At 55.6% G+C, this 15416-nt stretch carries 15 protein-coding genes; 6 read left to right on the top strand and 9 right to left on the bottom strand.

Going from position 1 to position 15416, the window contains the following annotated elements:
• Positions 1–13 precede the first annotated feature (13 nt).
• Genes sat through IGNI_RS04975 form a run of 4 tightly spaced genes read left to right on the top strand, consistent with a single transcriptional unit; the run spans position 14 to position 3255 of the window.
• Positions 14–1162, top strand: coding sequence for a sulfate adenylyltransferase (gene sat / locus IGNI_RS04990; protein WP_012123114.1), 1149 nt, complete (start codon positions 14–16; stop codon positions 1160–1162).
• A 35-nt stretch (positions 1163–1197) separates the two neighbouring features.
• Entirely contained in the window at positions 1198–2535 is a 1338-nt protein-coding gene (locus tag IGNI_RS04985) for an alkaline phosphatase family protein (protein ID WP_012123113.1), read from the top strand.
• Positions 2519–3058, top strand: a complete 540-nt coding sequence (gene cysC, locus IGNI_RS04980) for an adenylyl-sulfate kinase (RefSeq protein WP_012123112.1) — start codon at positions 2519–2521, stop codon at positions 3056–3058. Before IGNI_RS04985 ends, cysC begins: the two co-directional genes overlap by 17 nt.
• A 5-nt stretch (positions 3059–3063) precedes the next feature.
• Positions 3064–3255 (top strand): hypothetical protein, encoded by a 192-nt coding sequence (locus IGNI_RS04975; protein WP_052570191.1) that lies wholly within the window; start codon positions 3064–3066, stop codon positions 3253–3255.
• Here the strand turns inward: IGNI_RS04975 and IGNI_RS04970 are convergent.
• The 6 genes from IGNI_RS04970 to IGNI_RS04945 are packed head-to-tail and all read right to left on the bottom strand — an operon-like array spanning position 3241 to position 9696.
• A complete protein-coding gene (locus tag IGNI_RS04970) occupies positions 3241–3468 on the bottom strand; it encodes a hypothetical protein (RefSeq protein ID WP_012123111.1) in 228 nt (75 codons plus the stop codon). The genes IGNI_RS04975 and IGNI_RS04970 overlap by 15 nt on opposite strands.
• A 9-nt stretch (positions 3469–3477) precedes the next feature.
• Positions 3478–3741, bottom strand: coding sequence for a 50S ribosomal protein L23 (locus IGNI_RS04965; protein ID WP_012123110.1), 264 nt, complete (start codon positions 3739–3741; stop codon positions 3478–3480).
• Positions 3738–4553, bottom strand: a complete 816-nt coding sequence (rpl4p, locus tag IGNI_RS04960) for a 50S ribosomal protein L4 (RefSeq protein ID WP_012123109.1) — start codon at positions 4551–4553, stop codon at positions 3738–3740. Before rpl4p ends, IGNI_RS04965 begins: the two co-directional genes overlap by 4 nt.
• A 14-nt stretch (positions 4554–4567) precedes the next feature.
• Positions 4568–5644, bottom strand: a complete 1077-nt coding sequence (locus IGNI_RS04955) for a 50S ribosomal protein L3 (protein WP_012123108.1) — start codon at positions 5642–5644, stop codon at positions 4568–4570.
• A gap of 60 nt (positions 5645–5704) precedes the next feature.
• The gene (locus IGNI_RS04950) at positions 5705–7057 is read right to left on the bottom strand and encodes a RuvB-like helicase (protein ID WP_012123107.1); all 1353 of its coding nucleotides are present in this window, start codon (positions 7055–7057) and stop codon (positions 5705–5707) included.
• A 44-nt stretch (positions 7058–7101) separates the two neighbouring features.
• Positions 7102–9696 (bottom strand): MMPL family transporter, encoded by a 2595-nt coding sequence (locus IGNI_RS04945; RefSeq protein WP_012123106.1) that lies wholly within the window; start codon positions 9694–9696, stop codon positions 7102–7104.
• A gap of 98 nt (positions 9697–9794) precedes the next feature.
• Here IGNI_RS04945 and ilvD point away from each other — a divergent pair, with 98 nt between their 5' ends.
• Both ilvD and hcp read left to right on the top strand, forming a co-directional pair.
• Positions 9795–11453: a dihydroxy-acid dehydratase gene (gene ilvD, locus IGNI_RS04940; protein WP_012123105.1), complete on the top strand. Its 1659-nt coding sequence runs from the start codon at positions 9795–9797 to the stop codon at positions 11451–11453.
• 154 nt (positions 11454–11607) lie between these two features.
• Positions 11608–12942: a hydroxylamine reductase gene (gene hcp / locus IGNI_RS04935; RefSeq protein ID WP_052570533.1), complete on the top strand. Its 1335-nt coding sequence runs from the start codon at positions 11608–11610 to the stop codon at positions 12940–12942.
• On the opposite strand, the gene IGNI_RS04930 is transcribed toward hcp, so the two are convergent.
• The 3 genes from IGNI_RS04930 to IGNI_RS07665 are packed head-to-tail and all read right to left on the bottom strand — an operon-like array spanning position 12932 to position 15378.
• A complete protein-coding gene (locus IGNI_RS04930) occupies positions 12932–14437 on the bottom strand; it encodes a B12-binding domain-containing radical SAM protein (protein WP_083756915.1) in 1506 nt (501 codons plus the stop codon). The genes hcp and IGNI_RS04930 overlap by 11 nt on opposite strands.
• On the bottom strand, positions 14388–14831 hold the full coding sequence (locus tag IGNI_RS04925) for an RNA-binding domain-containing protein (RefSeq protein WP_012123102.1): 444 nt from the start codon (positions 14829–14831) through the stop codon (positions 14388–14390). Before IGNI_RS04925 ends, IGNI_RS04930 begins: the two co-directional genes overlap by 50 nt.
• Positions 14821–15378 carry a nucleoside/nucleotide kinase family protein gene (locus IGNI_RS07665; protein ID WP_012123101.1) on the bottom strand — a complete coding sequence of 186 codons (558 nt, stop codon included), beginning with the start codon at positions 15376–15378 and terminating at the stop codon, positions 14821–14823. The genes IGNI_RS04925 and IGNI_RS07665 overlap by 11 nt, the downstream gene beginning before the upstream one ends.
• Between the last annotated feature and the right edge of the window lie 38 nt (positions 15379–15416).

Raw genomic sequence — 15416 nt, 5'->3', positions numbered from 1 at the left:
AGGTGGTGAGACCTTGGTCTCCAAGCCTCACGGGGGCAAGTTAGTGGAGAGGGTAGCGAAGGGCAAGACCCGAGAGAGGTTGGTTGAAGAAGCGAAGGAAATGGTAAACGTACAAGTAGATGAAGGCTTGGCCGCGGACGTCGCTAACGTCGCCCACGGGGTCTACTCGCCCCTGGAAGGCTTCATGGTGAGGGAAGACTACCTCAGCGTGTTAGAGTTCATGAGGCTCAGCAACGACCTTCCTTGGACCATACCTATAATCCTAGACGTGGACGAGAACGTCAAGAAAAGTGTCAGAGAGGGTGACGAAGTGGCTATATTCTTCAAGGGTAAGCCGATAGCCATACTCTATGTAGAGGAAATCTTCCCTTGGGACAAGAACTACCACACGTTAAAGGTGTTCAAGACGGACGACTTGAACCACCCGGGGGTCAGAAAGGTCTTCAATAAGAAGGACTACTTGCTCGGGGGCCCCCTGATCCAGATAAGCGACGTACCTGAGCCCTTCGAGAAATATAGGTTGTGGCCCAAGGAGACCAGAGTTCTGTTCGAACAAAAGGGCTGGAAGAGGGTGGCCGCCTTTCAGACCAGGAACGTCCCCCACTTGGGCCACGAGTACGTCCAGAAGGCCGCGTTGACGTTCACCGACGGCCTTTTCGTGAACCCGCTGGTGGGCTGGAAGAAGCCGGGCGACTTCAGGGACGAGGTAATAATAAAGGCGTATGAGGCTTTGATAGAACACTACTACCCGAAGGACTCAGTTGCGTTCTCAGTGCTACGAATGGAGATGAGGTACGCCGGCCCGAGGGAGGCCGTGCACCACGCAATAGTGAGGAAGAACTTCGGCGCCACCCACTTCATAGTGGGCAGGGACCACGCCGGAGTGGGCAACTACTACGGGCCCTACGAGGCCTGGGACATATTTAAGAACTTCCCCGACTTAGGCATAACTCCCCTCTTCGTCAGGGAGGCGTTCTACTGCAAGAAGTGCGGAGGTATGGTCAACGAGAAGATTTGTCCACACCCGGAGGAGTACAGGATTAGAATTAGCGGGACGAAGCTCAGGAAGATGATAATGGAGGGGAAGAGGCCTCCGGAGTACATGATGAGGCCCGAGGTGGCGGAGGTGGTCCTCTCGTTCGAGGACCCATTCGTTCATTAAAACCGACCGTCGCCAGGCTCCGAGGGCACTTAACGATGAAGGTCTTCGTACTGGGCTTGGACTCGATGCCTCCGAGGTATTTCTACGAAATGGGGAATAAGTTCTTCCCCAACTTGCACTCCTACATAAAGGAATCTGCCAAGTGGCACATGAGGAGCTGCTACCCCCCGATAACAGTTCCCGCTTGGATGGTCATGTTCACGGGGAAGACTCCGGGAGAGTTAGGGGTTTACGGCTTTCGGCACCGCAAGCCCGGGTCGTTCGACTACTATATAGTTAATTCAAGATACTTCAAGGCTAAGACCGTTTGGGACTACGCCGCCGAAAAGGGGCTTAGGAGCGCCCTCTTCGGGGTCCCCCCTACTTACCCGCCTAAGCCGATATACGGCTACGTGGTGACCGACTTCACCACCCCTTCGCAAGCTGAGAACTGGGCCTACCCGCCTTCTCTGAGGCTCGAGCTGGAAAGGCGGGTCGGCAAGCCGCTCTTCGACATAAAGTACAACAGCTTCGATAAGGAGGCGGTTAAGAAAGATTTGTTAAAGATGTTAGACAGCCACCTAAAGGTAGTAGAGTATATCGTTACTAAGAAAAAGTGGGACTTCTTCATATACGTTGAAATAGGCATAGACAGGGCCCACCACGCCTTCTTGCGGTACTTCGAGAAGTCCCACCCGAAGTACGAGGAAAACGAAGAGCTGAACGTGATACCGGAGGTCTACCGGCGGGTGGACGAGTGGGCCGCGAGGATGTTGGAGGGGTCGCTCAAGGACGCAGTGATAGTCTTTCTGAGCGACCACGGCATAAAGCCTATGAAAGGTACCTTTGTGATTAATGAGTGGCTGGAAAGGGAGGGCTTCTTGAAGTTCAAGAGAGAACCCAAGAGGGGCGAGCAACTCAGCGAGGAGTTGGTGGACTGGGGCAAGACGCTCGCTTGGGCTTGGGGAGGCTACTACTCTAGGGTGTTCGTCAACTTGAAGGGGAGGGAGAAGTACGGGGTGGTGGACCAGAGCGAGTACGAGGACGTCGTGAGGGAGCTGAAGGAGAAGCTCTCCCGCGTCGCCGGGCCCCGAGGGGAGCCTTGGAAGAACGAGGTTTACGAGCCCTCAGAGATATACCCGGAGGTTAGGGGGGACGCTCCGGACTTGATGGCATTCTTCGCAGACCTCGACTGGAAGCCCATAGGTACGGTGGGCTGGGGGGAGCTCTACATGGACAAGGATGACAGAGGCGCGGACGACGCGGTTCACGACTGGTACGGCATTACGGCGATCTACGACCCCGAAGGTAGGTATTCCGGGGAGAGGGGCGTTATTCAAGCTCACGAGGTCTACGGGCTGCTGAGGGAACTACTCGATGAAGTGTCTCGATAAGGGCTCGGTGTTCTGGTTAACGGGACTCCCGGGCAGCGGGAAGACTACCTTGGCCAAGAGGGTAGCGAAGAAACTGTCCGAAATGGGTTACAGGGTCGAGGTCCTGGACGGCGACTGGGTCCGCAAGACCATCAACCCCGACGCAGGCTTCACGAAGGAGGAGAGGGCCCTCCATTTGAAGAGGGTAGCTTGGATAGCCCGGCTGCTCGCGAGGAACGGCGTCGTGGTTTTCTGTTCCTTCGTTTCGCCTTATAGAGACGTGAGGGAGGAGGTTAAGAGGATAGTCAGCGAGGAGGTCCCCTTCTACGAGATCTACGTAAAGGCCTCGTTGGAAGAGTGCATTAGGAGGGACCCGAAGGGGTTGTACAAGAAGGCGCTAAAGGGTGAAATAAAGAACTTTACTGGAGTGAGCGACCCCTACGAGCCCCCGGAGAGCCCGGACCTAGTTTTGGACACTGAGAAGGAAGACGTGGAGGAGAGCGAAAAGAAGTTATTGAACTTCGTATTGGAGAAGCTCGGGTGAGAGGTGTGGGGAAGGTCTGCGTGGAACTCAACGAAGAGGAGCTCGCCAGGCTAGTCAAAGCGGCTGAGGAGGCGGGCTTTAAGGACGTTAAGGAGTTCGTGAAATTCCTAGTCGAAGAAGCCACCAGCGCGGTGGAAATTAAGGAGGAGGACGTGCGCGAGGTCGTGGAGAGGCTGAGGAGCTTAGGATACCTGTAGCTCGTCCAACTTCTTCTTTATCTTTTCTCCCACCCTAACTGCTTCATTAAACCCCTTTTCCAACTCCCAAACTTTCTTAGCTATATAAAGAGAATAGGCACCTAACATCATCACTAGGGCCCTCAAGAGGGTCAGGAAGAAGGGGTCTGGGAGGAAGGAGACTACGAGTAAGATGGCTCCAAGAAAGGCGAGCGCTACGGCCTCGCGTTTCATAAAACCACCTTATATGAGGCCTATCCTGGACGCTATGTCAGTGGCCTTGTACTCCGGGCTAAGCTTCACGTACGCCTTCTTCTCATTCTTGGGCGTTATCAACGTGTTGACCTTCTCTACCTTAACGTTGTACAACTTCTCGACTGCATACTTTATCTCTGGCTTGGTCGCGTCCCTCCTTACTATGAACGTCAAAGTGTTGTACTTTTCCATCAACATTAGCGCCTTTTCCGTGTGGAGCGGCCTTATTATGATGTCCTCCGGAGCCCTCATAGTGTCAACCTCTTGCCTATCTCCTCGAGGGCCTTTTTGCTTATGATTGTTAACCTACCCGGGACCCCTCCGGGCGCTAGGTGCTTTACGCTCAACAAGTTCACGGCGACCACGTCAGTTCCCGGGAAGGCGCTCGCAGCCCTCCTAACCGGCGCCTCTTCCGTGCTCACTATTATCAAGGGGCCCACCCTCTTCTTGTACCTCCTCCCCCTCATCTTCCCCTTGGTGCTCCTCTGCCTCCATTCAGAGGCTCTCTCAACGTCGTCTATGACGCCCAACTTGACGAATGCCTCCCTCAAGTCCTTCGCCTTCTCTATGTTTTCGATGTCGTCCACTACTATTAGTGGAACTTCTTTAACGGAGCTTATCGCGTGTCCCCTGGCCTCCACTAGCTCCCTCCTCGAGGTCGCCGCGAGGGCGCTCGCTATCGCGATCAACCTCTCCTTCTTGTTTATCTCCTCGTGAAGCTTCTTGTCGGGCCTAGGCGGGAAGGCCAAGTGTCCGCCACGCGCGGAGTTAACGAACGCCGCCCTGCTGGTGCCCTTAATCCTCGGCACCCTCGCGAGGCCGTGTCCGGGCCCCAAGCTCTCGGCGGTGGTGCGCTTGCCCGCCATGGGGTCCCTCCCCTTCGGCTGGAGCCTCGCGGTGAAGGCACTTAGGAAGGCCCTCCTTATTAGGTCCTTCCTGACTGGCAGGGAGAAGACCGGCGGGAGCTCTATTTCCTCAACCGGGTTGCCGTTCAAGTCCCACACGTGCCTCTTCAAGTCGTTATACCCGAACACCCTGGCGTGGAGCCACAAGCTGGAGTACATCACCAACCACCCCTTTAGTTACCTTGCTTGGAGCTTAAGCTGATGTAAGTGATCTTGGGGGGTCCGGGAGGTACCCAAGCCGGGGGCCTGACCGGGAGGCGCATTATTATAGGCCTCTTGGGAGGGCCGAAGACGCTTCCCTTCAGCACCACGTACTTGCTCTTAACCAAGCCGTAGTGGAGCCAACCGCCTTCCACGTTTATCTTGCTGGGGTCGTCACTTATCATCAGAACCCTCTTGTTGTAGTCGGTCCTCCTGTGGTAGCCCATCTGGCCGGGCTGGGGCACGTAGCTGGACGTGCCCTTGCCCCAGCTCCTCGCGCCAACCCTCCTAGAGCCCTTGCGGTGCTTGTGCCACTTGGGGAGCTCCTTGACGCCGAACCTCTTTATGACGCCTTGGAAGCCCTTACCCTTGGTGACTCCTATCACGTCTACGAACTTTCCAGCTTCTATGACTTCCTCCACGTCCACTAGCTGGCCCAACTTGCCCTTGGCGTACTCCAAGGCTTCAACGGGCGAGCCCCCTACCTTCACCTCGAGTATGTCTGGAGCCTTCTTGCTCACCCCTCCGGCGAGGAAGGGTATGCTGCTCATGATAAGCCCTACTCCTACCACCTTCTCGGGGTCCACGTCGAGTTCCTTTTCGGGAACCTTGAACTCGAAGCCCTTGCCCGGGCCCAGCTCTTCTACCATGTGCGGCAAGCGCTTGCTCATGCCCAACAAGTATTTCCTCAAGACCTCCTCGCCCAGCTTCTCCTTTATGGTGTCGCTGGGGTTCCTCCAAACTTCCGTGAGCGCGTACCTACCTCTGTTAGGGTCGTAACCGTAAACCCTCGCGCCCAGAACCACCATGGGCGGGGTTTCTATTACGGTCACGGGTACGAAGATCTCTTGACCCGCGGTGTCCACGTGCTCCCTGTCGTCTATCATGATGACGTGGGTCATGCCGACCTTGTAACCTAGGAACGCTAGGGGCTTGACCTCGTCTATGGAGGGCCAGCTCCTCACCCTTGGGACTATGCTCGCTGCCCTCTTCCTAGGCCGTAGCCCCGCAGAGCCTCTACGCGGCGCTTCCTTCTTTCGTGCTCCCATGAGCGCCCCCGGGGCGCGTAGGAGAGGGGATATTTGAAGGGTTTGGAGGGTAAAACCGTGCTAGAGGAACTTATCCTTGAACTGCTCCACGTACTTAACGCTCTCTCTGACGTCGACGAACTTCCGCGTGGCCTCCTCGACGTCCTCCGGCGCCACCACGTCCCTTCCGTTCATCTTAGCTATGGTGTAAGCTGGCTGCAACAAGTTTATCGCATAGCGCAAGCTCCTCGCCTCGCCCATTTCGGCAAGCTTCTCTAGAGCCTCTTTGGAAAGCTTGACCCCTTCCTCTTCTGCCCTGATCTTCAATATCTCTTCAATCTCAGACCTGGTGTACGGTCTAGTCCTAATTATTAGTAACCTGTCCAGCATGTCGAGGGGTATGCCGTGGGGAGCTTCCTCGTCCGTGCCCCTTATCTTCGCCTTCCCTCTGTTGGTGGCTAGAACGATTATCGGCGCGAGTTCCTTTTCCATAGCCCTTGACAAGAAGCTGAAGGTCTCTAGGTCAAGCAAGTGAGCGTCGTCTATGAACAAGACGCCCGGAACGAGCTCCGCCCTCCCTTGCTTCACCCACTCCGAGACCATCTTGTCGACTTGTTTCCTCACCTCGTCCGTGACGCTCTCCGGGCCCAGGCCCGCCAACAAGCTGATCGGCGCTTGCTGGGCGGCGAAGTAGGTGTCCAAGTCGTGTAAGGTGAGAGTATACACTATTTCCTTCTCCTTTTTGACCGGTCCCTCCGGCACCTTCACTTCCCTGACGAGCTTTATGCCGCCGACGTCGCTCTCCTCCCTCGCCCTGCCGAGCTTGTAGACCCTACCGGTCTCCGCGTCTATGGCTATTATGTCGCCCTTCCGCACTCCGAGTTGCCTCAACTGGACGGCTATGTCCTCGTCGACGGTTAGGGTTACCCTGTCGTCGGTGGTCTCGAGCGTGATTACTGCTTCTCTAGGCACCTTGATGTAGGGGTTGAAGGGGTGGCGGCTGACGCGGTACTTTATGTCCCTTACTACGCCCTCGTAAACGGTCCTCTTCTCCTTTACCCTGACGCCTATAGACCTCCTCATCGCTTGCATGAGCAGTTCTCCCTTCCTCTGGCTCCCCATTATTTCGGAACCGCCCATAGCTACGAAGGGAGTGTCTTCGCCCAACTCCTTGGCCAGGCCGACCGCGAGCGCAGTCTTGCCCGTCCCCGGAGGGCCAACTATTAATACTCCCTTGCCCGCCATCTTACCCTCTTTTACCATCTGTGCGACCACTCCGAGGGCCTCCCTGGCCTCCTCTTGGCCTACGAGGCCGTCGGCCACCTTCTTGGCCTTCCCTTTTTCGTCGAGTCCGAGGCCCTTTATGTGGGTGTGGAATCCCACCCTAACTTCCTCGCGCTTCGGCAGCTCCTTCACTTCCCTGATCTCTACCAAGGAGTTCCCCGGTGTGGCAAGAAACGGTTCTATAAAAGTGTGGGCTATCGCTTCTTCAAGATGCTTGCTATCAATACTATAATGCTCAAGGTTACTGGATTTAGCAACGTAGCGTTGATCGCGGCGAAGAGCGCGGAGAAGCCCAAGGCGAGGCCCATCTGCCTCAACGCCACCGAGCGCGCCACGAGCATGCCCAAGTAAGCGGAGGCCATTATGCTCGCGAGCCCCAGTATTACCGGCGCCGCGCTCTTTACTGGGGCCCACACGGCGTTCTTCACGTTCTTCTCTAATTCTTCGAGCACCCTGCTTATATAGAAGACGTTGTAATCTGTCCCTATGCCCAGGGTGGCCACGAACGCTATCAGCGGCGTTATCCAGTAGAGCGGGGACCCCCACGCGTACAAGGAGAGGTAGTGGGACAGCGTCACGGCCCAAGATATGGCGGCTACCAAGCTGAAGGCCGCGCTGACCACCGGAGGGAGCCTTCGCGTGCTTACTAACAGCACTAGCATGGTAGCCGTTATCGCGAAGGGGGCCACCTTACTCCAGAACGACTTAGTCACCAATACTTTGGTGTCGAGCAGCTCCGCGGGGGTGCCTCCTACTAAGCAACACTTATCCTCGCGAATATGCCTAATTTCTTCGACTAACTTCATTGCCTCTTCACTGAAGGGCTGGGAGTTCGGTATTACCATTATTAGGTTGATACCGTCCTTCTTCAAGCTCGGCACGTCCTCGGGCATGATTACTGTAGCCACGGCGGGGTTGTGCTTCAAGCTCTCTAGGACGTTGTGGCAGTCGCAGTTAAGCGAGACGAGGTAAACGGGCCCCCAAGCCCCGGGAGGGAAGCGCTGGGCGAACTCTAGCAGCGCCTCGTAGGCCTCCGTGCCCTCGGGCAAGAAGAGCGTGGTATCGCTAGTGCCCTTGTAATTGATGTAAAATACTAATGAGTACGCTGTAAGTATGATGGCTAGCACGAACACCGCTACCAAGACAGATGTCCTAGGCCTCCCTTCGAAGGGCCTCTCTTCCCTGACCGTCAGCCTCCCCGGCCACCAGAACCAGCTCTTCTCTCCGATCTTGGAGAGGACTTCGGGAAGGAGGGTCATCGCAGTGGCCGCGGTGGCGAGGACCACCAGAGGTATGGTTAAGCCCATGCTGTCAAGCATCAAAGTCCCGGAGAGCGCGAGGGAGGCGAAGCCCAAGGAGGCCGCGAGGGCCGACACCCCGACCGCGTGGCCGGCGCGCTTGGCAGCCACTGCCGCCGCTTCCTTGGGCGAGAGGCCCTTGGTCGCCTCCTCCTTAAACCTGGCCAATATGAATATGCTATAGTCCATACCTAGCCCCAATCCCGTAGTTATCATCAAGGTCTTCGCTATGTGATATATAGGGAAGGCCAGCCCGACGAAGTACGCTAACGCCATACCCACTATTATTCCGATCCCTACGACCAAGAACGGTATGACGCTGGCGACTATCGACCTCGTGATTAGGAACAACACCACTAGTACCAGGGCGTGGCTAAGCTCTTGGACCCTTCTCGCGTCCTCTATGTTAGCTTCTTGGAGTTCGACGCTTAGCACCCCCGGTCCCAGTAAGTATGCCTTGGAGAGTATGCCTTTTCCAAGCTTAATTGCCTCCTCCTTTACTCTCTTAGCAGTTTCGTAATCGTTCGTAGGCAGCCTTATTATCGTGGCCTTCCAGTCCTTAGAGAGGAACAGAGTCTTTATTATGTCTCCTTCCTTTTCCAATATGAGCTTCAAGGCCAGACCTCTGAGGTTTACCTCTTTGCCTTCGTAGGCCGAAACCACCACCTCTTCTACGATGTCCCCGGGGAGCCCAACCTTCGCTGCGAACCAATTCGAGAAGCACCTAACCGACTTGGGTTCTACCGACTTTATGTCATCCATTATTTTGTTCTTTATGCTTTCGAAGTCCATCGGATAGTCCAACCAGTACTTCTTTCCCTTAACCTCGCCGATCAAGCCCTTGTATAAACAGTCTAGGTACGCCTTGGCGTATTCCGACTCCAAACCCGACTTGAGCTTTCGATAAGCTACGGTCAGGGTGAAGACCTCGTCCACGGAGGTGGGGTCCTTCCCGCTGGAGGCCACAGCGTCGTACAAGAGCTCGGCCACGTCAGTCATATTCTCCAGCGGGGTCCCATAAACCAGCGCTTGGAAGGTCGAGACTGCTTCCTCCTTATCCAAGCTATATAGCCCATTGATCACCATTATGTAGTGGATCACGTCTACGGCCGCCCAGAGGTTAGCTAAACCCTCGCCCAAGCCTTCGTACATGTTCTTGAAGTTCTTTGACGCGTCGTACAGCTTCTTCAACCCCTTTTCAGATGTCTTCCAGATGTCGTAGATGCTGGTCATGTTCAGTTTTGTCTCGTTCTTTAATGTCCAGTACCAGTTCCACGCCCTCTCGTCGGTTACGTTAGTCTCGAATATTGCGAACAGTAGCGTGTTATTGGCCATATCTTTAAAGTATGTATTAACAACTTCCTTCACCTTGTAGGACTCCGCATCTTTCGGGAGCATGGCAGTCTCGCTGTATACCAACACCCTATCGAGTTGGGCCGCGAACAAGGCGGCAATTGCTGCTATTACAATCCAAAACGCGGTCCTCTTCAAGTCGCTACCCGGTGTGGAAAACGCAGCTGGGTTTTTGACATTAAGCGCGCTACGAACGAGTTTTAGCTTCCGCGTGGGAGTGGAAGTGGTCCCGGAAGTTGAAGAGAAGCGACGTCTTCTTGAGGCCGGAGTACGCCCCTCATAGGGCTCTGTGGAGGGCCTCTGGGCTAATTGACGAAGAGCTGAGGAGGCCTCTAATAGGAGTGGCGAACTCTTGGAACGAAATAGTCCCCGGCCACGTCCACTTGGACAAGGTAGCGGAGGCGGTAAAGGCCGGGATAAGGATGGCAGGGGGCACTCCGCTGGAGTTCGGCACCATCGCCGTATGCGACGGGATCGCAATGGGTCACGAGGGGATGAGGTATTCGCTGCCTTCTAGGGAGGTCATAGCAGACACTGTCGAAATAATGGTGGAAGCTCACAGGCTGGACGCCGTAGTTATGGTGACCAACTGCGACAAGATAACTCCGGGCTTCTTGTTGGCCGCGGCCAGGCTGGAGGTCCCGGTAATTCTGATCAACGGCGGCCCCATGATGCCCGGCGTATACGGCAAGGAACGGATAGACTTCAAGGACCTCATGGAGAGGATGAACGTCCTCATTAAGGAGGGAAGAACGGAAGAACTAAGGAAGTTAGAGGAGAGCGCGCTCCCCGGCCCGGGCAGCTGCGCGGGCCTCTTCACGGCAAACACGATGAATATGCTCTCGGAAGCCATGGGGTTGATGTTGCCGGGCGCGTCCACGGTACCAGCAGTGGAGGCGAGGAGGCTCTGGTACGCCAAGCTTACCGGTATGAGAATAGTAAAAATGGTGGAAGAGGGACTGACTCCCGACAAAATACTGACAAGGAAGGCATTAGAGAACGCTATAGCCGTGGACATGGCGTTGGGCGGCTCTACCAACTCCGTGCTACACTTGGAAGCGTTAGCGTACGAGCTCGGAATAGACTTACCCCTCGAAGTGTTCGACGAAATATCCCGCAAGGTGCCCCACATAGCTTCCATATCGCCTTCCGGGAGACACTTCGTAGTGGACTTGGACAGAGCCGGGGGGATTCCGGCAGTACTAAAAGAGCTCGGGGAGGCCGGTCTCATTCACAAGGACGCCTTGACCGTGACCGGCAAGACCGTCTGGGAGAACGTTAAGGACGCGGCAGTCTTGGATAGAGAAGTAATAAGGCCTTTGGATAACCCCTACAGTCCCTTCGGAGGCCTTGCCATACTCAAGGGCTCCTTGGCCCCTAACGGAGCCGTGGTTAAGGCTTCAGCCGTGAAGAGGGAGCTCTGGAAGTTCAAGGGCGTGGCGAGGGTCTTTGACAGAGAGGAGGACGCGGTAAAGGCCATCAGAGGGGGCGAGATAGAGCCCGGGACCGTAATAGTGATCAGGTACGAGGGCCCGAGAGGGGGGCCCGGGATGCGCGAGATGTTGACGGCCACTGCAGCAGTTATGGCGCTCGGCTTGGGCGATAAGGTAGCGCTGGTGACGGACGGCCGCTTCTCGGGGGCCACTAGGGGGCCAGCGATAGGCCACGTCTCCCCCGAGGCCGCCGCCGGAGGGCCCATAGCGCTCGTTCAAGACGGCGACGAGATAGTGATAGATATCGAGAAGAGGAGGTTAGACTTGCTGGTGGACGAGAAGGAGCTAGAGGAGAGGAGGGCTCGCTGGAAGCCGAAGGTGAAGCCCTTGAGGAGGGGAATACTTAGGAGGTACGCGAAGATGGCCTTGAGCGCCGACAAGGGAGGGGCGTTAGAGTACTGAACAGTTAGCTATTGTTAGAGTACGTCCGTTGGGGGTTTATGCGAGAGGGAAGGGGAGTGAAGACGGTAACGCGTTCGATCAAAACGTTCTAAGCAAGAAGGCGTTTCTACCCTTCCCGAGGGGTTCGCACGTGTCAAAGGTCGAGACCGTTCCCATGCTCTGTGACCAATGCGCCATGAGCTTGCCCCCTAGGGGGTGCACCTCCTACGGCGTGTGCGGTAAGGACGCCGACCTGCAGTCCCTCCAAGAGGCCCTCATATACGGCCTCAAGGGGATCTCCGCATATTATTATCACGCGCGCTCCTTGGGCTACGACGACCCCGAGATAAGTTACTTCTTGGCCTCAGCTCTGTACAAAACTCTGACTAACGTAGACTTCAGCAAGGAAAACTTCATCAAAATGATATTGGAAGCCGGAAGGATACACATAAAGACTATGGAGCTGTTGGACAAAGCGTACGTTGAGACCTTCGGAGCGCCCCAAGTGGTGGAGGTCCCTACGGGGACCGAGGAGGGTCACGGCATATTGGTCACGGGTCACAGCTACAAGCCGCTGTACGAGCTTTTGAAACAGATAAGGGAAATGGGTTTGGAAGACGAGATAAAGGTCTACACCCACTCAGAAATGCTCCCGGCTCACTCGTACCCCAAGCTGAAGGCCTTCCCCAGCCTCTACGGTAACTGGGGAGGCAGCTGGGTCTACCAGAAGAGGGAGTTCGCCCAGTTCCCCGGGGTCATAATAGGCACGAGCAACTGCGTCCAACAGCCTACCCCCGCCTACGCGAACAGGATTTTCACTACCGACATAGCCGGGCTCGAGGGGGTGCCCCACCTAGAAGGGGACTTCACGCCCGCCATAAAGAGAGCCCTAGAGACCCCGAGGCTGGAGAAGAAGGAGGGAGGTAAGCTCGTTACGGGCTTCCACCACACGAACGTACTACCGTTGCTGGACAAGGTGATAGATTTGATCAACGAGGGTAAGATAAGGCACGTCTTCGTGGTGGGCGGCTGTGACTTGCCGAACCCCAAGATGAGCTACTACAAGAGGTTTACCGAGCTCGTGCCTAAGGACTCCATAATACTGAGCGCCGCGTGTGCCAAGTTCCACTATAACAATAGGAACTACGGCACTATAGAGGGCATACCCCGGTTCATGGACTTCGGCCAATGCAACAACGTATATTCGATACTGGTCATCGCTTCCGAGCTGGCGAAGAGGCTTGGAAAGGACCTTAACAACTTGCCCGTAAGCATTGTCCTAAGCTGGATGGAACAGAAGGCCGTCGCAATCCTGTACTCCTTGCTGTACTTAGGCATAAGAGGTATCTACATAGGCCCTGTCCTCCCGAAGTTCTTCACGCCCAACGTGCTAGAGAAGTTGGTGAAAGAGTTCGATTTGAGGCTCGTCGGCGACCCGGAGAAGGACCTACACGAGATGCTGAAGAAGGGCTCCTCGGTGGACGAGGGCTCCCCGGTCTTCACGAGCTGATCAGCTCCTTCCAAGCCTCGTAGCTGTCCTCGCCGAGCCTCTTTATTTCCTTCAAGTCTCCCACCCTGAACCTCAACCAAGGTTCGTCCCAATCGGTCCTCCAGCTTTCTAACTCTTTCAAGGAAATCAGTCCCCTTTCGTTCAGTTCCCTTATCAGTCCTTCTGGGTCGGAGGTGGGAGCTAAGTGCTTGCCCAAAGGCCTCCTCGCTAGGCCGAGCGCGGCTTGCAAGCGGGCCCACTTGACCGGGTACAAGTCGACGTATCTCAACTTCTCCGCGAAGACGGACAAAGCCCTCTCCTCCCTCTCTCCGGGAATGGGGGCCCCTTGAAGGGGGGTCCAAGGCTTGGGTACTAAGGGGTTCACCGAGACGTGGGAGCCCGGCGCCAGTTCCTTCAAGACCTCCGCGTCGCCCTCCGTAACCCTCGCAGGCTCCCCGGGAACAACCATCATGTATACTTTTAGCTTTAAGTTGAGTTTATTGATTATGCTTACTTTCTCTTTAAAGAATTCTGGAGCATAGCCCTTGCCCAGCACGCGGGCCTTCAACGGGTCGAAGGTCTCCGGCGCGACCGTTACGGTCCTCTGACCCAAACCCTTAACTTTCTCGAGCAACTCCTCCGTAACTGTCTCCAACCTTAGGCTGGGCACTGAGCCTTGCACCTTCCTCTTTCTCTTAAGTTCGATCAATGAGTCCAAGTACTCGTCTACTGACTCATAATTACCTAAGCTCAGAGAGATGGTTATTACCTTCTCGAACGGCCTACGGACGTTAGCTAGGGCCCTCTTGACTTGCTCCACGTCCCTCTGGCGGAAGGGCTTGGTGACCCAACCCTCTAGGCAGAAGCGGCACTTCCAAGGGCAGCCTCTGGTCACCTCCACGAGGAACCCCTTGCCCCACGGAGGGTCGAAGTCCAAGGGTACGAACTGGGTCGATAGCAGCGGCTCCTCAGCGACGTTCGCGTAAGCCCTCTTGCCCTCGTCGTCCTCCCCAGAGACCACGAACTCTAAGGACTCGAAGCTTTCCCAATCCCCGCTGAATAGCGCGTCTACAACACTGGGCACAGCAATTTCTACGTCAGCGAGCACCACGTTGGTCACCACGTCTAATATCGGTATGGGATTGGACGTAGGCGCGATACCTCCGGCTATTACTCTTTGTCCCTCGCGGCCGTACTTCCTCAAATACTCAGATAAGTAGGGGTAGTCCAGCTCGAAGGACGATGAGACCACTACTACGTCGAACTCTTTTAAAGTCTTGCCGGACTCCAGGCTCGTCCCGCAAGAGTCGTAAGTGAACCTCTCAACCCTCACCCCGTAGCTGACGAAGTACGCGTAGAGCAGCTGGAAGCCCAAGCTTTGGGAGGCCACAGAATAGGGGGCCGGGTAGAAGAGCGCTACGCGGGGGCCCTTCCTCGGATTATACTTATGTACCGGGTTGAACTCCCTAACCGTTTTGTCGCACAGACGAATCCTCGTCACGTCCGCTGACTTCACCTTCCTTCCCCGTCAACCAAGCTATTACTTTCTTCACGTCCTCGGCTTCCACTTCAACCGTTATAGCCCCTAAGGGGGACTCGACATCCTCTTCCGCTAAAGAGGGCGTTCCGGCATAAGCGGCTTGTTTATTTAGCTTAAAAATTAACAAGTTCTGTGTGCCTTTGCTCAGCCTCTTCAAGTACTTGTAAAACGTCTCGTCCACGGCCTTCGCTTGGATGGCCCTCTTGAGGGGGAGGAGGGAAGTTAGGTCCTCACTCTCGCCGACCCAGCTGGCCCACCCTCTGCCCCTCTCGACCAACTTGAACTCCATGTTAAACAAGTTCCTAAGGGCCTTCAAGACCTTGTTCGGGTCCTCTGTGGGCCTGACTTCGGCCTCCACCCTAACCCTCAAGGAGCCTCGCCACCTCCTCCGCAACTTCCTCGGGGGTTTTCGAAGAGGTGTCCACGACTAGGTCCACGACACCCTCCTCTCTCCACTCTTTAATTGCCTTATTCTCTAGGAACTTTAAGGTGCCGAGTAAGAAGCTCATCTGCTCTATGAAAGGTCGGTACCTACAAGTTCCCGACCTAGCCAGACGAGCTTGAATGACCGCCGGGTCCGCCGTCAGCCAGACGAACTTGTGACCTTCGTCTTTCAGCTTCCGTACCGTCATGAATATGCCCTCTTCCACGCGCCTTAGCGTCTCGTCCCCCTCGGAAGCTATGCCTATGTTCTCGGCTATAGCAGCTAAATAGAGTTGATGGGTCAAAGGCGACTCGTCTACCGCGTCGCCCCTCGCGTGGAACATCGTGTTGTTAAGCGCGTATATCTCAAACGCTATCGGGTTTTCGCCTCCGTAACACAGTTGAGGGACCTTAGAACACTTGAGGCCTCGCTTCTCCAAAGCTAAGCACGAAGACGTCTTCCCGGTTCCGTTAATTCCCCCCAAGAAGATCACGGATATTCTTACCCCTTAGAGCGACGTTAGAAAGGGGT

Source organism: Ignicoccus hospitalis KIN4/I, from assembly GCF_000017945.1.
GTDB lineage: Archaea > Thermoproteota > Thermoprotei_A > Sulfolobales > Ignicoccaceae > Ignicoccus > Ignicoccus hospitalis.
Note: the sequence above shows the minus strand (reverse complement) of the source record. Positions and strands in the feature narration are given on the sequence as shown.